We start from the raw sequence: 16,234 nt of genomic DNA, 5'->3' as shown, positions 1-16,234 counted from the left end.
AACACCCTAGAACATGGCACATCAACCCGAACAAATCTTAGAAGATAAGCTGGTAGCCCAACTCAAGAGCATGAGCTACAGCATTGCTCCTATACGAGACGAAGCCAGCCTATTGAGCAACCTCAAAAAGCAGCTAGAAACCTTTAATCAAGTCCAGTTATCCGAGACAGAATTTAAGCGAGTCTTGAACCACTTAAACAAAGGCAATGTCTTTAAACGAGCAAAGATTTTAAGGGATAAAGTGACCATAGCTCGAGACAATGGCGATACCTTGTATTTGAGTTTTATAGATGCTTACGATTGGAGCAAAAACCTGTTTCAAGTCACCCAACAAGTTAGCATGGAGGGAAAATACAAAACCCGTTATGATGTTACCTTGTTGGTGAATGGCTTGCCCCTGGTACAAATAGAGTTGAAACGTAGAGGCTTAGAAATGAAAGAAGCCTTCAATCAAATCAACCGTTATCAACGCCATTCTTATGGCGCATCTGAGGGCTTGTTTTTGTACGTACAAATTTTTGTCATTAGCAATGGAATCAATACAAAATACTTTGCCAACAATAAAAAACAGACCTTTAAACAAACCTTTTATTGGGCAGATGAAGCCAATAAAAGAATCCATCGCTTAGAAGATTTTACGGCCGCTTTTTTGGAGCCAGCCCATTTGTCTAAAATGCTAACCCAATACATTGTCCTAAATGAAGGACTAAAAATATTGATGGTCTTAAGACCTTATCAATACTATGCAACTGAGGCAATTATACAACGAGTAAAAGACAGTACTAAAAATGGTTATATTTGGCATACCACAGGATCAGGCAAAACGTTAACCTCTTTTAAAGCCAGTCAAATTTTAACCCGTTTGCCACAGGTTCACAAAGTTATTTTTGTCGTAGATCGTAAAGATTTGGATTATCAGACGATGAAAGAATTTAACAACTTTTCTAAGGGAAGTGTGGATGGCACAGATAATACCAAAAAGTTAGTTACACAATTCACAGATGATACACAACTGATTGTTACAACCATTCAAAAGCTCAATAATGCCATCGAAAAACAGCGTTATTTGAGCCAAATGGAAGGGCTAAAAAACAAACGTCTGATTTTTATTTTTGATGAATGCCACCGCAGCCAATTTGGGCAAACGCATTTAAGAATAAAAAACTTTTTTAAAAATAGCCAATTGTTTGGCTTTACAGGAACGCCCATCTTTGCTAAAAATGCCATAAAAAACGCTTTAGGCAAACGAACCACCGCAGAACTTTTTGAAAAATGTTTGCATAAATACATCATTGTTGATGCCATAAAAGATGAGAATGTATTAAAATTTAGCATTGAGTATGTTGGTAGATACCGAGAAAAAGAAGGCTCTAAAAATGAAATTGATATAGAAGTTGAGGACATTGATACCAAGGAACTCTTGGAGTCGCCTGAGCGCTTGGAAAAGATTGCGGATTATATCCTAGCTAACCATGCCCGAAAAACACATAACAGGCAGTTTACAGCCATGTTTTGCGTGTCTAGTATAGATACATTGATTAGCTATTATGAGCTATTTAAAGCCAAAAGGGAAGCAGGGCAACACGATTTAAAAGTGGCGACTATTTTTAGTTATGGAGCAAATGAAAAAGACAGAGATGCAGACGGTTTTTATACCTATGGAGAAGTAGCAGAGCCGAGCAATGCCTATAAAACGGCGCATCATAGAGAAAAGTTAGATGCGTTTATAGAAGATTACAATCAATATTTTAATACCTCTTATAATACTAAAGATAGTAAGCTTTTTTACAACTATTACAAAGACATTTCCCAACGAGTAAAAAATGGAGAGATTGATTTATTATTGGTTGTGAATATGTTTCTAACAGGTTTTGACAGCCCAAGGCTCAACACCTTATTTGTAGATAAAAATTTAAAATATCATGGTTTAATACAAGCTTATTCTCGTACAAATAGAATTATAGGCGACAAAAAATCACAAGGTAATATTGTTGTTTTTCGCAATCTGAAAAAAGCGACGGATAATGCAATTGAATTGTTTTCAAATAAGGATGCCAAAGAGGTTATTATAATGCAGCCTTATGAAAACTATGTGGAAAAATTCAATGCAGCTCTGGAGCAGCTTAAGGATATTGCTCCAACGGTTGATTCAGTTCACGACTTACCCAGTGAGGACGAAGAATTGGAATTTGTCAAAGCTTTTCGGGAATTGATGCGAGTCAAAAACACCATGAGCATTTTGGCAGATTTTAGTTTTGAGGACTTGGACATGGGGCAACAAGAGTTTGAAGATTACAAAAGCCAATACTTAGATATTTATCAAAAGACACAACGCCAAAAAGAAAAGGTGTCTATTTTGGATGATGTAGATTTTGCATTGGAGTTGATTCATCGAGATGATGTTAATGTGGCTTATATTCTGCGCTTATTGGCTGAATTGCAAAAAACAAAAGGAACAGAAAGAGGAAAGAAACAGCAAACTATTATTGATTTATTGTCGGGTGAAATTCAACTGCGCAGCAAAAAGGAATTGATCGAAAAATTTATCCTGGAGAATTTGCCTAATATTAGCAATACCAACGACATTCCAACCGCTTTTGAGGAATTTTGGAATACAGAACGCCGCCAAGCATTTGCTAATTTGTGCGAAGCGGAGCAGCTCAAGCCCAATAAATTACAGGAGCTAATTGATAATTATATGTTTACAGGTCGTGTTCCTTTGGTGGATGCAGTGGTCAAAACAATGGAGGTGCGCCCTAAATTGCTACAATTCAGAAAAACGGGAGAGCGTGTTTTGGATAAGGTTTTGGATTTTGTAGAGCGCTTTTTTCGTGGGGTTTAGAATGCAGGTTGTTTTGATTTTAGATACTTAAGATTAGCGTAAATATTCAGATATAAAACTAAATGAAAAAGAAAATTTGGAAACTTGGAATCCAATGGGGAACTGGTCAAAAGCCTTTTTTACCTTTCATTGAAAAGAAAAAAATTGTACTAAGTGATACTAAGCGAAATCAGTATTATTCAATTGGTGATCTAGTTCTAATTTGTAAGGGATTTACTGTTTTAGGTATTGCAGAAGTGCGAAGCAAGCTTCAGCCTATTACTCAAAATAAGGATTTTGAGGTAGATTGTAATAATTATAATATTCATTATGAAGATTGGGTTTATTATGCTGCTGCAAAGTATTATTTGTTCCAAGAAAAGGATCAATTTCAATATAAGCTACGAAAAGGGACTGCTAAAGTACGACAGGAAAATATTAAGAAGCGTGCAAAGGAATTATACGAAAAGTATAGTAACTAATTAGGCGAGCTATTATTGTATTGAAATATAAAAAACAAGCTCCAAAGGAAATTATCCTTTGGAGCTTGTTCATTTTAAATACCAGGAAAATTAGCCCGTAAATCCCCCAAATCAGAAACGCCCAATTGTCTCAAGTATTCGTCCACCTGATCCAATGAATGATGGCGCAATTGAATTTGCAATTGCTTCACATGGACACCAGCCTTAACCGCCATCACAGCGCCCGTATGTTTCCAAGAATACATTTTATAGCGTTTGGTATCAAAACTCAGCTCTTTGAGTAGTAAACGGTGACGTTCGCCCATTGTATTTTCACCCATTGGTTTTAGGTATTGTTTCCCTTCAAAAAGATACTCATTAGGATTCCGACCTTGAATCTTTTTTTGCACAACAGGAAAGAAGGCATCAGGAATAGTAATATACTGGAGCTTTTTATTTTTGGCAATATCAGGATGCACTACAATTTTTTGATCTTCCAACATAATGTCACCGACTTTGAGATGGCGCAGCTCCGTACGAGGTCGAAGAAAACAATAGTATATAAATTGGACAAAGAACCATAACTGAGGATCTTTATTTTTCATCACCTTAGATAAATAATCAATTTGGCTCCTGGTAAAATAAGCAGCTGGTACAGGGCTTTTCTTTCGTCGCTGAACGTCTTTAATAAGGTCTTCTTCTCCGATCCATTGTAGGGCATTTCTTACATTTAGAATATAATCATTGTAAGTAGATGGATTGATATGTTTATTGGTCAGGTATTGAAAAAAGTCTTTGATGCTTTTTTCTATCCAATCTTTATTTTCCATCCACTCCAGGAAGATAAAAATCTTAGATTTTTTGCATTGATACGTTTTCTTTCTCCAGGTAGGTTTTCGATTCTCTAAGGCATCAATAATGGCAGCCTTAATTTTTTGGTGGGTGAGCCCTTTTCTAGTTTGTAGTATTTGCTTAATAATGCGCTGAGCGGCTTCGTGTCGCTGCTTGGCAGTAGTGAGGTGGTTAATACCTTTATAAATGCGGATTCTTTTGCCCTCGTCATCGTAAAAATGAATAAACCATTGTTTGTTGGTATTCCCTCCGTAATCGTGGAGTTTAGGCAGAATTTTTTTTCCTGTTATCATGTTGAATTTTTTTCAAAACTCTCATACAACAGTATTAAGCAAAAATTGAATTGTCTAAAACGAAAAATAAACACTTGAGAATCAAGTGTTTATCTATGTTGGTGGAGAATATCGGAGTCGAACCGATGACCTCTTGACTGCCAGTCAAACGCTCTAGCCAACTGAGCTAATCCCCCATTTAGGTATAATGCAGTGCGAATATAGGAAACTTAATGTAAAAAAAACAAATATAGGCTGAAAAAATTGAATCAATTTATTCAAATTGGAAAGAAAATGCTTAGAAAGAGAGGAATTGGTTTTAGGTTTTGCTTAGGGGACTCTTTGGTATAAAACCAAATAAAAACTTTAAAAAAATACATTTCCACAACTTGCTATTGTATCTTTGTCCTTCTAAAAGAAAATATAAGAATGAAAACAAGAAGTCATAAGGAAAATAAAGTGAATGTTATTACATTAGGATGTTCTAAAAACATGGTAGACTCTGAAGTAATGATGCACCAATTGCAAGCCAACGATTTTGAAGTGGTTCATGATAGCAATGATGAAGATGCCAATATTGTGATAGTAAACACTTGCGGATTTATAGATTTAGCAAAAGAAGAATCTGTCAACACAATTTTGCAGTATGCAGATGTGCGTGCTCGTGGCGATATTGATAAATTATACGTTACAGGTTGTTTGTCTCAGCGATACAAAGATAATTTGGAAGAAGAAATTCCTGAGGTAGATGCTTATTTTGGGACTTTAGAATTGCCTGCTTTATTAGAAAAGTTAGAAGCAGATTATAAACACGATTTGATTGGAGAGCGTTTGTTAATGACTCCTCCTCATTATGCTTATTTGAAAATTTCAGAGGGGTGTAATCGTACTTGTTCTTTTTGTGCAATTCCATTGATGCGTGGTAAGCATATTTCAAAAAGTATTGAGGATCTAGTTACAGAAGCCAAAAACTTAGCAAAAAACGGCGTGAAAGAGCTTATGTTAATTGCGCAAGAGTTAACCTATTATGGCTTGGATATTTATAAAGAACGAAAATTAGCAGCCTTGTTATACGCTTTAAGTGAGGTAGAAGGAATAGAGTGGATTCGTTTGCATTATGCGTATCCGAGCAAATTTCCATTGGATGTATTTGATGCCATTGAAGCTTTGCCAAAGGTCTGTAATTATATAGATATGCCTTTGCAACATGCCAACAATGATGTATTAAAGCGCATGCGTCGTCAAATTACAAAGGAAGAAACGATGGAGTTGGTTCAGGAGGCACGAAAACGAGTGCCTGACATGGCTTTTAGAACTACCTTATTGGTTGGTTACCCTGGAGAAACAGAGGAAGAGTTTCAGGATATGCTAGAATTTGTACGAGAAATGAAGTTCGAAAGGGTAGGCGTCTTTCAGTATTCGCATGAAGAAAATACTTCTGCTTATGATTTTGAGGATGATGTCCCCGCTGAAGTCAAAGAGCAACGTGCTGCTGCAATTATGGAAGTGCAGGCTGATATTTCTTGGGAGAACAATTTAGCTAAAATTGGAAAAACATTTAAAGTGTTGTTTGATAGGGTGGAAGGAGAGTTCTTTGTGGGGCGTACCGAGTATGATTCGCCAGAGGTAGATAACGAGGTTTTGATTAAAACGGCAGATAATTATGTAAGAATTGGCGATTTTGCTATGATTGAAATTATTGATGCTACAGAATATGATTTATATGGTAAAGTAATCGAACAATAAAAAATAACGGGTATAAATTATTTTTTTGTTGATAACGAGGAACTTATTGATGAGCTGCAAAATCTCAAACCAAAAACAAGCGAATATATTAGTGCAATAGCTACATTTTTGTAATTTTGTTGCGTAATTTCTTAACACACTTAAAAGACACCAAAGTATGGGATGGTATAAACGTGATAAAGATAGTATAACAACATCTACTTCTCAAAAAAAGGAAACCCCTGATGGTATTTGGCATCAATGTGGTGCTTGTAAGACCCCCTCGACAGTTAAGGATTTGATTGAAAACTTATACGTATGTCCTGCTTGTAATCAACATGAACGTATTGGTTCGCAAGAATATTTTGATATTATTTTTGACAAGAACAAATACACAGAAATGTATAGCGATATAATCGCACATGATTTCTTAAATTTTACAGATCTTAAACCTTATCAAGATCGTTTGGAAGCGGCTCGCAAAAAAACCGATTTAGATTCTGCTATGCGTGTTGCAAAAGGCAAAGTTCATAAAATGGATTTTGTTATTGCTGCAATGGATTTTGGCTTTATTGGTGGATCTATGGGGTCTGTAATGGGAGAAAAAGTTTCTAGGGCAATTGATTATTGTATAGAGCATAAAACGCCATTTATGATTATTTCTAAATCGGGTGGCGCACGAATGATGGAGTCTGCTTTCTCATTGATGCAAATGGCTAAAATTTCTGCCAAATTAACACAATTGGCCGATGCAAAAATACCTTATTTGTCTTTCTTGACAGATCCAACTACTGGGGGCGTTTCTGCTTCTTTTGCTATGCTGGGAGACTTTAACTTCTCTGAGCCGAATGCTTTAATTGCATTTGCAGGTCCTCGTATTGTTAAAGAAACGCTTAAGTTAAAAGAATTGCCAGAAGGTTTCCAAAGAGCAGAGTTTTTATTAGAATCAGGTTTCTTGGATTTTATTGTTGAACGAAAGAACTTGAGAGAAAAATTAGCAGATATATTGTATATCTTAAAGAAGTAAAACCAATAGCTGTTGATAGAGGTTAACCTTCTATTACTATTCAAAAAACGCATCTTAAATTTTTAAGATGCGTTTTTTGTTTTTCTAATAGGATCTTTTTTGGAAGAATTGGTATTCGTAGTAGTGTTTTATTTTTGTAGCATATTTTTTAAGGCTAGTAAAACATCATAAGGACCTTCTACAATGGTTGAATTGACTAACCAGTCGGGGACGGCTCCTCCTAAATCTGCGACAGACTGTTGCACAACTTTGATAATGCCATTGCCTTGGTCTATAAATAACCAAAAACCTTCAGAACGAGGAACACGCACAATGCCTGACTTTTCAGGAATAAAATCAGGTATAGAAACCATGGTAACTTTTACTTGATTGTTGGAATATTTGAAAATAGAATGGGTAATATTATCTCGATCAGCAACAGGCCAAGGAGCATTGCCTAAATTGTAGGTAATAATTTCATTTTTAGAGATTTCTTTTAGGTTGGACACTTCAATACTTCTTGCCATAAATGCTTTGCGTTGAACGGGATCTCTATAGGCTTCTACCGCTTTGGCTAGGGTAGTCTTGATATAAACAGTAGCCCGATATTGTTTGATACTCCAACCTTCGATAAAACGAGTTTCTACTTTAACGCCATTTTTGTCTTTGGCAACTTTCCAGGATTGAGCAGATAGGGTAGAAAAAGAACTGAATAGACCTAAAACAATGAGCAGAGAATAAATGGGATAGTGAGTGGTTCGCATTGTCATTTTTTTGAGATGATTAATAAACCCTATAATATAAGCTAATTAGAGCAAATATGCAATTACAAAAGTTAATTGAACCATTTAAAAAGACATCAAATGTCAGATTTACAGCCAATTGGTGCTTGATGTTGTTGGTTATTCTTGCTGTTAACGAAATAGGGAATGGTGTAATTATCTAAAAACAAAAAAAGTGCCGCCTTTGAGATCGGCTAGCACTTTTAATTATTTTTATTATAAACTTGTGTTTTGATAATAAGGCGTTTAGATGGATTTAAGATTGCCTTATTTAACTTTTACACGTGGAATCATCTGATAATAAAGCCAAGGAATATAACGCTTGATATAAGCCATGAGTACTTCTTTTTTGCCAATATAAACTTCCTTTTTCTTCTTGGCAATTGCAGAGAGCATCTTTTGCGCAAATACATTGACATCCATACCTTCGTTTTGTCGGCTATCCATGCTACCTTGAGCAGTGCCATTGCCAACAAATGCATTGATTGAAACTTGTGTTTTGATAAAACCAGGGCTAATGATTGTTATCGTAATATTGTCATTGACCAATTCAGCTCGTAGCGAGTCAAAAAAGCCATGCAAAGCATGTTTAGTAGCAGCATACGCAGAGCGGTAAGGCGTTCCTAGAACGCCTGTTAAGCTAGTAACGGTTACAATTTGCCCTTCTTGTTGTTTTAGGAAGGTAGGCAGCAATGCCTTGGTAAGTGCAACGGTTCCCAAATAGTTGATGTTCATCAATCGTTGATCTACTTCAAAGATGGTATCCTTTGCCAAAGAGCGTTGAGAAATTCCACCATTGTTAATTAATAGGTCAATGCGACCATGTTGGTGAATTACTTGTTGCACAATTTTAGGAATTTGATCGTGTTGTTCCAAATCCAATACTTGTACATAAATTGCTTTGCAATCTTTTAAACAGCGTTGTTGTACTTTTTGGAGTGCCTCAATTTTTCGACTGGATAAAATAAGGGTAGCCTCTTGTTTTGCTAAGGCATAAGCCAAGGCTTCACCAATTCCAGAGGAGGCTCCTGTAATCCATATTATTTTATTTTTAAAGGACATATTCTGATTTAAATGAGTCAATTATCGTTTGTCCATTGCGATTACTACAACGGCAACATCTTGTTTGGCACTTGCGCTTTGTTTAAATGAGATGAGTGCTCCTGATTTATTTTGATAGTTTAAATCGTCAAACGCACGATTTCCTACTGCTGCCATCACATTGTCGTAAAAATTCCCTTTGCCTGCTCGATCTATTCTACTGCGAATTTCATCGGGGTTTAGTTCATCCTTGGAATAGACAATGGCCATAAAATCTCTATTCCCTTCATCATCGGCATAAAATTTACCAACTCCATCTCTAGGAAACAAGCGAGTACCTACAATTCCCATATATGCAGAATATTTGTCGGAAGGTGGGAAAACTTTTAGGGCAGCTCCTTGTCGATTGCCATTGTCAACTTCCTTGCTAAAAACATAGGTAAAACATTCTAAGGAATTGGTAATCTCAATTTTTAACTCTGTTCCTTTGGCAACAGGGGCGGTAGTTTCAAAAAGATTATCTCGAACATGGCGCAAAGTAATATTGGAGCGGTTTTGTACATCATAAAGACCACATTCAATGGCAAAATTGGTAGCAGAAGCTGTTTTTGCTTTTTGGTGTGGAAATACGCCATAAGCTTCTCGGCAAAATAGCTTGAAGTTTTCGTAACTAATGAAGACAAAACCATTGTCTCCCCATTCAGTACCCCAACTATTTTGAATTTCAAACTGTCGTTTATTATCGTCATAACCAATCAAGCACATGGCATGTCCCCCGTGGCTATTTACAGTGCGTTTTTCTGCCGAAGTAGGTCTCCAAACTCTTTTTCCCATCATATTCTGAAAGGAATAAGGTACTTTTGCCGCAATGATAACTGGAGCACCTTGTGCAATATTTTGTTTAACGGCTTCCAAATCAACATCGTAATTGCGACCTGTTTTAGTTAGGCGATTATAGCCTCGAATTCGATACCGCATAGCTTCTTGCAATTGTGATTGAGTTGGGCGTTTGTTACAACTATTGGGATCGTATGGAAATTTAGAAAATTGCAACAAGCCTTTTTGTTTCATGTGTTCTAATGCCTCCCCTGTATAAGCACCTTGACAGCCACGCAATCCAATTTGGTTGTACAAAAAGGAAGGGCTAAAGGTTGTACTATTGGGATTGGCTCCTGTTGTTGCTGCCTCCAAAATGGTTCTTGCGGCATAGGCACTTGCCCAACCTACACAAGAGCCCTGTTGTCCTTGGTTGAGTGGTCTAGGGGCAAATTGGCGCAACGAAACGGCTTTGGGCAGACTGTATTTGCTACTCATGGGAGAAAGTGCTGCAAAGACTTTGGATTCGTCGTATTTTTCTTGATTAATGTCACAACCCATGCTGTAGATATTCTCTTGCGTGTTGTTTCCTGGTCCACTCATTACAAAAACAATAACTCCTATAATGATAATAGGAATTGCAAATTTGGGGTATCGAAACGCAAACATGATAACAGCCATAATGATAGCACTATTATTACGACCTCCGCCACCTCCACGGTTATCATTGTTGTTAGAATTAGAATTGTTATCGGGTCTAAAACGTATTGCCATGTTGTTTGAGATTATAATAGTCCGTGCATTTTTTGTGTTTTTTATTAAAAATGCAAAAAAGTATCTTGTATTCAATTAATTAAGATGCTAAGAGATAAGCTGTGTTGTCTTGCTCATCAACTGCGCAGTACTTATGGGATAATCGAATACGATTTTTGTACGGACTAATGAGATTAGGAATGAAAATAAAATGCTATTTTGCAATAAACGAGCCATTCTAATTACCTAATGAGGCTATATGACTGTATAGAATTTAAGATACAAACCTTTTTTATTTATCCCTAAAAATATAGAATCAAAAAACCTTAACTTGCTTAGTTTGATGAAATGCAAGTGCTTAATTAAATTTCAAATTTCATACGTACATCTTCGGGCAAGTCTTCTAAATAATCAACATCACTCAACATGGGAAGCTCTGCATAACTATAGCCCAATGCTTCTAGATCAATAAGCGTATCGTGGTACAAACGTTCTTGACTCCATTTTTTATGGTTAAAAATAACCGATTCTAATTGGCGCATACCCAGTAAGTAATAGCCCCCATCGTTGGCAGGACCAATGACAAAATTATGCTGATCGAGCGCTTCAAAAGCTTGACTTATAATTTCTGTAGATAGCTCATAGCAATCGCTTCCAATAATAATAACTTGTTGATAGCCTTCCTTGAACATTTGCTCAAAAGCAGCATACATTTTTTGCCCTAAATCTCCTTGGATTTGTACTGTTTTGGAAAATAAATCGTTGGAAAATTCATCGTCTAAATCCGTATGAGTAGAATAAAAAACACGGCGTTCACAATTGACTTTACTCGTAATTTGAGCCGTATATTCTAATAAGAATTTATAAATTTCTAAGGCTTTTTGATCCCCAACCGAAGCGGCTAGGCGTGTTTTTGCTGTTCCTAAAACTGGATTCTTTGCAAAAACCATTAGTGATTTTTTTTTGTTTATCATTCGTTTTGGATGCTTATGTATATGTTTAGTGAACTATTGTCAACGGGCAATGTATTTTGTTTTATGGAGTATAAACTACTTCAACACTATTTTTAATCCATTTGCCCCAAGAAGGGGAGTAACCATGGACTTTATTAACGTTAAGACCAGAAGAATCAACAACAGTTTGTCCTTGATTGACCCATTCAAAGATGCCACCATAAAGATTATACACCTGAGAGAACCCCATGCTCAACAGTTGTTCCCCAATTCGTTCACTTCTATACCCAACAGAGCAGTAAAGAAGAATCTTTTTATGTTTAGGAATCGTTGAGATAACCGCCTCATTGAGATTTGGATAGTTAATCCAAACTGCATTAGGAAGAGCACTGACAGCATATTCATTAGCAGCACGAGTATCTAAAATGATATAATCCTCCCAATGTTGTATTTGTTGAGGACGAACCAGTGGGATCGTATTTTTATAGAGTGCTTTAAGCATGTGGTGGTAATCAGAAGCCAAAAAGACTCGAATCCAGCGAATCCCTAGAAAACCCAAAATAAAGAGCAATCCCAAGCCACCAATCAGAAGCATTGTTTTCATGTATATCTAATTGCAGTTTTTAACGTTATAATTTAAGACCATATTTTTTTGATAATGCCTAGCCAAGCTGTTGCCCAATAAACAATCCAAGCTAAAAAACAGCCCAATATAGCACCCATTGTAACATCTAATGGATAATGTACGCCTACATAAACTTGGCTATAGGCGATTAAACCCGCCCAAAAAAATAAAAGGACAAAATACCGTTTTTGCCAATTTAGACGAAACAACAAAAAAAGTTGCATGGCAAAGGCAAAGTGATTGGTGGCATGTGACGAAGTGAAACTATAACCACCACCACAGGGTACCAATTCACGAACAGCCCCTAAATTAGTATCGTTACAAGGACGGATGCGCTCAATTGTTTTTTTGATCCATTGGCTGCTCACCTGATCTGAAAGACCAATGGTTAGCCCTATGATAATTAAAACCCAAACCGTTTTAAAACCTCTATCTTTGCCAATAATAAGGAGCAAAAGTGCATAAAGTGGAATCCAAGTCTTTTTGTTGCGCCAGTAGGGAAGGATTACATCCAAAAAATCATTGTGCCAAGTGCCATTGATTAACCCAAAGGCTGCTTGATCCCATTCTATCAGATGTTCTAACATGGTTTTGCAATAAGAATAAGGCGGTCAGAATGAATTGGATCGTAAGGTTTGAGGTCAAAACTTCCAAAAGTTTGGACTAGTTTTAGTCCTACCTGCTCAAACAAACGCTTAAAGTCTGCCAAGGTAAAGGCACGAACACGTTCTTGGAAATCAAATTGATTTCCTTGATCTTCAAAGCGAATGTCTTTTAGAATATAACCGTTTTCTACTCTTCTATTGATCTTAAAGGAAATTCCAGAAAGTGTTTTTTCTTCCGATAATACCAAGTTTTGAATTACCTTATGTGCGTTAAAAAAGTCTATGACTAGTGTACTATTGGGCGATTTTAACCCATTTTTCATGGCTTGAAGCGTCTGAAGGTGTTCTTCTTCTGAGGGGAAATAACCAAAGCTGGTAAATAGATTAAAAATATAATCAAAGGGTCCTACGCTTAAAGGTTGTCGCATATCATGGGTATCGAAATGCAAATGTTTGTGCTCAAATTGGCGGGCATACTCAATACTTTCTGGTGATAAATCAACACCTACCACATCAAAATTTTTGTCTGCAAGATAAATAGAATGCCGTCCTTTTCCACAAGCCAAATCCAAGATTTTTGCCTGCTCAGGAACTTGGAGATGTTGTACTAAATTATCCATAAAAAAATGAGCTTCTGTATCATCTCTGTGTTGGTATAATAAGTGATAATAACTGGAATCAAACCAAGTAGCAAACCAAGTACTCATAGTGTCGTCTGTTTTATCCTGTATACAGGTTTATTTTTAATGTGCGATAAAGTTTATTCGTTTTTGGGCGAATGGACAAGGTAATAGTTTTGATGATAACACTTTATTTTTAAGAACTGTTTATTCTAGATTGTAAAATTTAATAAATAGGGGTAGCTTGGGACACTTTAGCCAACTAGTTCCCTATATTTGTCTTGTTGGCAACAGCCTTGTTGTAATAAATTTCAAAATAGGAGGAGATAATTAAAAAAACTTTGATAGCTCAATTAAAATTTCTTTTATTTGCAACAAAGCCCAGTTCATTATATTTACGCTCGTAAAAAAAAACTAAATACTTCATTAATAACATAGTTAAATAGATAATATGTAATTTTTTTGATACACATCCTCCGATTGAAACCAAAAAAGAAAAGTAATCCACCATTTTTAGTCTAATTGATCTGATTGAGAAGAATCGTCTGATCGATGGATAAGAATTTTTTAATAGATAAATGAAGAATACCTATATTGACTTAATAGAACAAAGTTATTACTTTCCACAAGAAGGCTTTGATCTCAATAATCAATTTTTGACCTTTCATGGGGTTTCACTGAAATATTTAATAGACAAATACGGCACGCCTTTTAAATTTATTTACCTTCCCAAAATAGGAGATCAAATTAAGAAGGCTAGGAATTTGTTTAAACGAGCCATCAAGAAAAATAATTACCAAGGGAGCTATCATTTTTGTTATTGCACGAAATGCAATCATTTTTATCATGTATTAAGTGAAGCACTAAAACACGATGTAAATTTAGAGACTTCGTCTTCTTTTGATATAGATTTAATCTTAAAATTGTTTTTAGAAGGAAAAATAGATAAAGAACGCACCATCCTTCACAATGGTTATAAAACCGATGATTATTTAGTAAAAATTCTTCAATTAGTTGAATCTGGATTTACCAATTCTGTAATTATTCTGGATAGTGCAGATGAACTAAAGCGAATACAGGCGTTGAACCCTTCTAAAAAAATTAAAATAGGGGTTCGAATGGCTATTAATGAAGAAGCTCAATCTGCCTATTATACGTCTAGATTAGGAATTCCTGCACAGAAAATGTTAGCATTTTTTAGAGAACATCTTAAGGATAGTGAACAATTTGAATTAAAGATGCTCCATTTTTTTGTTGATTCAGGAATCAAAGACACACTTTATTATTGGAGAGAATTTCAACGAGCATTAAGTTTATATATTGATATAAAAAAAGAATCTGAGAGCTTGACCGCTTTTAATTTGGGAGGAGGCTTTCCCATTCGTAATCATTTGGGCTTTGAATATAATTATGAGTACATGATTAATGAAATTGTAAGCACCATCAAGCAGACTTGCACACAAGAAGGGATAGACACACCTAATATATTCACAGAGTTTGGAAAATATACCGTGGGAGAGTCTAGTGCCATTATTTTTGAAGTACTCGAACAAAAACAACAAAATGATACAGAGGCTTGGTATATCATTAACAATAGCTTGATGAATACCATTCCAGACGCTTGGTCCATTCACGAAAAGTTTATCTTGTTGCCTATTAATAAATGGCAGAATGAGTATCAACGAGTCAACATAGGAGGAATAAGTTGTGATCATTCAGATTATTATAATTCTGAAGATTTTAACCAAGAAATTTTATTGCCCAAATATCCAAAGGAGGATAAAGAGCCTTTGTATTTAGGTTTTTTTCATACAGGGGCTTATCAAGATGCGATTAGTGGTTATGGGGGAATCAAACATTGTCTTATCCCTGCACCAAAGCATGTTATCATTGATCGGGACGAAAATGGACATTTTATAGATTATGTGTATAGAGAAGAGCAATCTGTACAAGAAATGTTTAAGATTTTGGGTTATAAAAATACATAAAGATTTTGGTGTTGACTATAGAGGTTGTTTTTTGCTAAAGAAATGTCCTTAGGCTATCTAAGCCTCAAAGTATATGAAAAGATGGATTTTTTTTAGAACGAACATAGTCGAGTTTAGATTGAAATAAAGCAGCCATTTTTGCTGCTCGCATTTTGGTTTCAGCTGCTTTTTCACCTGTGAAAGACTCATCTATTGTTGCAACAAACAAACTTAGCCATCTTTCAAAATGTGGAGGGTGAATAGCTAGGTTGGCATGTTTCGAAAAAGGATTGCCTCTATAGTCTTTTTGTCCAAATAGAACGGTATTCCAAAAACCATACATTCGTGTTAAGTGGCTTGGCCAAACTTCATCGGGAATTTGCGCTGCAAAGATAGGTCCCAAAAGGGCATCTTGCCGAACCTTTTCATAAAAGGCATCTACAAATAATTTTACTTCCGTTTTGCTAGTGATCTCGTTCATAACTGTTAATTTTAATGAAACTCGTGATTAAAAAAACAACTTTTATTGCTTCAAGTACAACATAATAAAAGTGATGGTTGCTTTTGGCGATTGAAATACCAGCCAATATTTTGTCGATTCGTGTGCTAAGTAGGGGAAGCAACCAAAGGCTTTGTATTGTTACGATTACAAGCGGTATCAATAGAACCAATGTCGTTAGTTTATCCAACTGCTTGTATTGGAAAATGAGCCATACCAATAAAAATAGCACAAAGAGGCATTCAAATTTGTTGAGCGCAGCAAAGACCAATTGACCAATCCCTAAGCCCAAACTAAGTGTTATATTGGGTGCCTGAAACTTAAGAGGAGCTTCCAAAAAAGAAATTCCTAGCACCATTCCTGACCAAATTCCCAAAATTAGAAGGGCAATTACTTTTAGTTTCATTGATGTTGTTATTTATAAAAGAAACAAAAA

The 16,234-nt window shown here is 35.8% G+C and carries 15 protein-coding genes and 1 tRNA gene; 5 read left to right on the top strand and 11 right to left on the bottom strand.

Annotated elements, in window-relative coordinates; all coding sequences use genetic code 11:
- Positions 1-13: 13 nt before the first annotated feature.
- Together AsAng_RS15775 and AsAng_RS15770 are read left to right on the top strand one after the other, a co-directional pair.
- Positions 14-2,842: a type I restriction endonuclease subunit R gene (locus tag AsAng_RS15775; protein ID WP_264788063.1), complete on the top strand. Its 2,829-nt coding sequence runs from the start codon at positions 14-16 to the stop codon at positions 2,840-2,842.
- A 62-nt stretch (positions 2,843-2,904) separates the two neighbouring features.
- On the top strand, positions 2,905-3,303 hold the full coding sequence (locus AsAng_RS15770) for a hypothetical protein (RefSeq protein ID WP_264788062.1): 399 nt from the start codon (positions 2,905-2,907) through the stop codon (positions 3,301-3,303).
- Positions 3,304-3,377: 74 nt separating this feature from the next.
- Here AsAng_RS15770 and AsAng_RS15765 read toward each other — a convergent pair whose 3' ends face one another.
- Together AsAng_RS15765 and AsAng_RS15760 are read right to left on the bottom strand one after the other, a co-directional pair.
- Positions 3,378-4,427 (bottom strand): tyrosine-type recombinase/integrase, encoded by a 1,050-nt coding sequence (locus tag AsAng_RS15765; RefSeq protein ID WP_264788061.1) that lies wholly within the window; start codon positions 4,425-4,427, stop codon positions 3,378-3,380.
- A 99-nt stretch (positions 4,428-4,526) separates the two neighbouring features.
- Positions 4,527-4,603, bottom strand: a tRNA-Ala gene (locus AsAng_RS15760).
- A 232-nt stretch (positions 4,604-4,835) separates the two neighbouring features.
- Between AsAng_RS15760 and rimO the strand changes: the two genes are divergently transcribed.
- Positions 4,836-6,152 carry a 30S ribosomal protein S12 methylthiotransferase RimO gene (gene rimO, locus AsAng_RS15755; RefSeq protein ID WP_264788060.1) on the top strand — a complete coding sequence of 439 codons (1,317 nt, stop codon included), beginning with the start codon at positions 4,836-4,838 and terminating at the stop codon, positions 6,150-6,152.
- A 157-nt stretch (positions 6,153-6,309) separates the two neighbouring features.
- Positions 6,310-7,158: an acetyl-CoA carboxylase, carboxyltransferase subunit beta gene (gene accD / locus AsAng_RS15750; RefSeq protein WP_264788059.1), complete on the top strand. Its 849-nt coding sequence runs from the start codon at positions 6,310-6,312 to the stop codon at positions 7,156-7,158.
- A 128-nt stretch (positions 7,159-7,286) separates the two neighbouring features.
- Here accD and AsAng_RS15745 read toward each other — a convergent pair whose 3' ends face one another.
- The 7 genes from AsAng_RS15745 to AsAng_RS15715 all read right to left on the bottom strand — a co-directional run bounded on the left by AsAng_RS15745 (position 7,287) and on the right by AsAng_RS15715 (position 13,419).
- Positions 7,287-7,901, bottom strand: coding sequence for an START domain-containing protein (locus AsAng_RS15745; protein WP_264788058.1), 615 nt, complete (start codon positions 7,899-7,901; stop codon positions 7,287-7,289).
- A gap of 285 nt (positions 7,902-8,186) precedes the next feature.
- The gene (locus tag AsAng_RS15740; RefSeq protein ID WP_264788057.1) at positions 8,187-8,981 is read right to left on the bottom strand and encodes an SDR family oxidoreductase; all 795 of its coding nucleotides are present in this window, start codon (positions 8,979-8,981) and stop codon (positions 8,187-8,189) included.
- A 21-nt stretch (positions 8,982-9,002) separates the two neighbouring features.
- Positions 9,003-10,550: a C1 family peptidase gene (locus AsAng_RS15735; RefSeq protein WP_264788056.1), complete on the bottom strand. Its 1,548-nt coding sequence runs from the start codon at positions 10,548-10,550 to the stop codon at positions 9,003-9,005.
- A 341-nt stretch (positions 10,551-10,891) separates the two neighbouring features.
- Positions 10,892-11,503 (bottom strand): TIGR04282 family arsenosugar biosynthesis glycosyltransferase, encoded by a 612-nt coding sequence (locus tag AsAng_RS15730; RefSeq protein ID WP_264788055.1) that lies wholly within the window; start codon positions 11,501-11,503, stop codon positions 10,892-10,894.
- 61 nt (positions 11,504-11,564) lie between these two features.
- Positions 11,565-12,086: a rhodanese-like domain-containing protein gene (locus AsAng_RS15725; RefSeq protein ID WP_264788054.1), complete on the bottom strand. Its 522-nt coding sequence runs from the start codon at positions 12,084-12,086 to the stop codon at positions 11,565-11,567.
- 32 nt (positions 12,087-12,118) lie between these two features.
- The gene (locus AsAng_RS15720) at positions 12,119-12,694 is read right to left on the bottom strand and encodes a phosphatase PAP2 family protein (protein WP_264788053.1); all 576 of its coding nucleotides are present in this window, start codon (positions 12,692-12,694) and stop codon (positions 12,119-12,121) included.
- Positions 12,688-13,419, bottom strand: a complete 732-nt coding sequence (locus tag AsAng_RS15715; RefSeq protein WP_264788052.1) for a class I SAM-dependent methyltransferase — start codon at positions 13,417-13,419, stop codon at positions 12,688-12,690. Before AsAng_RS15715 ends, AsAng_RS15720 begins: the two co-directional genes overlap by 7 nt.
- A 491-nt stretch (positions 13,420-13,910) precedes the next feature.
- Between AsAng_RS15715 and AsAng_RS15710 the strand changes: the two genes are divergently transcribed.
- Complete coding sequence (locus tag AsAng_RS15710; RefSeq protein WP_264788051.1) at positions 13,911-15,320, top strand: type III PLP-dependent enzyme domain-containing protein; 1,410 nt, start codon at positions 13,911-13,913, stop codon at positions 15,318-15,320.
- Positions 15,321-15,384: 64 nt separating this feature from the next.
- Here AsAng_RS15710 and AsAng_RS15705 read toward each other — a convergent pair whose 3' ends face one another.
- Together AsAng_RS15705 and AsAng_RS15700 are read right to left on the bottom strand one after the other, a co-directional pair.
- Positions 15,385-15,780 (bottom strand): group III truncated hemoglobin, encoded by a 396-nt coding sequence (locus AsAng_RS15705; RefSeq protein WP_264788050.1) that lies wholly within the window; start codon positions 15,778-15,780, stop codon positions 15,385-15,387.
- A complete protein-coding gene (locus tag AsAng_RS15700) occupies positions 15,764-16,204 on the bottom strand; it encodes a hypothetical protein (RefSeq protein WP_264788049.1) in 441 nt (146 codons plus the stop codon). Before AsAng_RS15700 ends, AsAng_RS15705 begins: the two co-directional genes overlap by 17 nt.
- Positions 16,205-16,234: the final 30 nt, after the last annotated feature.

Source organism: Aureispira anguillae, from assembly GCF_026000115.1.
Lineage (GTDB): Bacteria > Bacteroidota > Bacteroidia > Chitinophagales > Saprospiraceae > Aureispira > Aureispira anguillae.
The sequence above is the reverse complement of the archived record's forward strand: the minus strand, read 5'-3'. Positions and strand labels throughout refer to the sequence as shown.

What these genes read in the sequence shown, in the direction of transcription:
- AsAng_RS15775 (WP_264788063.1), top strand. Translation starts at nt 14, where the DNA reads ATGGCACATCAACCCGAACAAATCTTAGAAGATAAGCTGGTAGCCCAA.
- AsAng_RS15770 (WP_264788062.1), top strand. Translation starts at nt 2,905, where the DNA reads ATGAAAAAGAAAATTTGGAAACTTGGAATCCAATGGGGAACTGGTCAA.
- AsAng_RS15765 (WP_264788061.1), bottom strand. Translation starts at nt 4,427, where the DNA reads ATGATAACAGGAAAAAAAATTCTGCCTAAACTCCACGATTACGGAGGG.
- rimO (WP_264788060.1), top strand. Translation starts at nt 4,836, where the DNA reads ATGAAAACAAGAAGTCATAAGGAAAATAAAGTGAATGTTATTACATTA.
- accD (WP_264788059.1), top strand. Translation starts at nt 6,310, where the DNA reads ATGGGATGGTATAAACGTGATAAAGATAGTATAACAACATCTACTTCT.
- AsAng_RS15745 (WP_264788058.1), bottom strand. Translation starts at nt 7,901, where the DNA reads ATGCGAACCACTCACTATCCCATTTATTCTCTGCTCATTGTTTTAGGT.
- AsAng_RS15740 (WP_264788057.1), bottom strand. Translation starts at nt 8,981, where the DNA reads ATGTCCTTTAAAAATAAAATAATATGGATTACAGGAGCCTCCTCTGGA.
- AsAng_RS15735 (WP_264788056.1), bottom strand. Translation starts at nt 10,550, where the DNA reads ATGGCAATACGTTTTAGACCCGATAACAATTCTAATTCTAACAACAAT.
- AsAng_RS15730 (WP_264788055.1), bottom strand. Translation starts at nt 11,503, where the DNA reads ATGATAAACAAAAAAAAATCACTAATGGTTTTTGCAAAGAATCCAGTT.
- AsAng_RS15725 (WP_264788054.1), bottom strand. Translation starts at nt 12,086, where the DNA reads ATGAAAACAATGCTTCTGATTGGTGGCTTGGGATTGCTCTTTATTTTG.
- AsAng_RS15720 (WP_264788053.1), bottom strand. Translation starts at nt 12,694, where the DNA reads ATGTTAGAACATCTGATAGAATGGGATCAAGCAGCCTTTGGGTTAATC.
- AsAng_RS15715 (WP_264788052.1), bottom strand. Translation starts at nt 13,419, where the DNA reads ATGAGTACTTGGTTTGCTACTTGGTTTGATTCCAGTTATTATCACTTA.
- AsAng_RS15710 (WP_264788051.1), top strand. Translation starts at nt 13,911, where the DNA reads ATGAAGAATACCTATATTGACTTAATAGAACAAAGTTATTACTTTCCA.
- AsAng_RS15705 (WP_264788050.1), bottom strand. Translation starts at nt 15,780, where the DNA reads ATGAACGAGATCACTAGCAAAACGGAAGTAAAATTATTTGTAGATGCC.
- AsAng_RS15700 (WP_264788049.1), bottom strand. Translation starts at nt 16,204, where the DNA reads ATGAAACTAAAAGTAATTGCCCTTCTAATTTTGGGAATTTGGTCAGGA.